The organism is Enterobacter sp. IF2SW-B1 (assembly GCF_001743375.1).
In the GTDB taxonomy this organism is placed as follows: Bacteria; Pseudomonadota; Gammaproteobacteria; order Enterobacterales; family Enterobacteriaceae; genus Enterobacter; species Enterobacter bugandensis.
The window spans coordinates 1-655 of the sequence record NZ_MJAA01000111.1 but is presented as its reverse complement, the minus strand read 5'-3'; the positions used below and the strand labels follow the sequence as shown (position 1 = coordinate 655).

The window sequence follows — 655 nt, the reverse complement described above, 5'->3', positions numbered from 1 at the left end:
TTCATTTGTTTTCTTAAACTCATCAAATAATTGTTGATATAGAACAAACATCTTTTCATTAGCATCATTCTTCATTGTTGTCATCATCCTTGTCGTCATCTATACCTAAAAATTTTTTTAATTTATACATTTCGATAACATTTGCGATATCGTGGTAATCATTTTCGTTATTCAATAAATTAGCAAGACCTGCAATATCTCCAAGCGCACAATGTGACGATGATGTAGTATGTCCATTACTAACCCCTACAGTTGAAAAAAGTAAAGCGTCAAATTCAGTTTCTTTATTGATTTCATTCACTAATTCAAACAATTCTCCATTCTTTTTAGCCAATAAATCTCTTAATTCTTGTCTGCTCATGTTTTTAAATTCATTTTTCATTGTTGTCTTCCCCCAATATTGATATAATTTATTTGTTAATTGTTTTTTARTTTCTGATTGCTAATKGCCGTTAGCAATCAGTTTTTTTATTCTCTAAAAAAATACTCATCATAGAAAATGAATATTGCAATGCCAGTACTTGCAGCAATTACCCATGCTGTYGTGAAGTACAGAAATGGCATTAAACAAATTGCTAAAATTGTTATACACATTACTGCTATGATGTAACTTTTATATGTGTTAGACATTCGCATCCTCCCTCAGTCGTCGATT

Annotated in this window: 2 protein-coding genes; both read right to left on the bottom strand. The window is 30.1% G+C overall.

The features are described 5' to 3' along the window. Nucleotides 1-64: 64 nt before the first annotated feature. A complete protein-coding gene (locus tag A6013_RS23930) occupies nt 65-382 on the bottom strand; it encodes a DUF2482 family protein (RefSeq protein ID WP_069733873.1) in 318 nt (105 codons plus the stop codon). A gap of 86 nt (nt 383-468) precedes the next feature. Next, the gene (locus A6013_RS25895; RefSeq protein ID WP_000072840.1) at nt 469-630 is read right to left on the bottom strand and encodes a DUF1270 family protein; all 162 of its coding nucleotides are present in this window, start codon (nt 628-630) and stop codon (nt 469-471) included. Between the last annotated feature and the right edge of the window lie 25 nt (nt 631-655).

What these genes read in the sequence shown, in the direction of transcription:
- A6013_RS23930 (WP_069733873.1), bottom strand. Translation starts at nt 382, where the DNA reads ATGAAAAATGAATTTAAAAACATGAGCAGACAAGAATTAAGAGATTTA.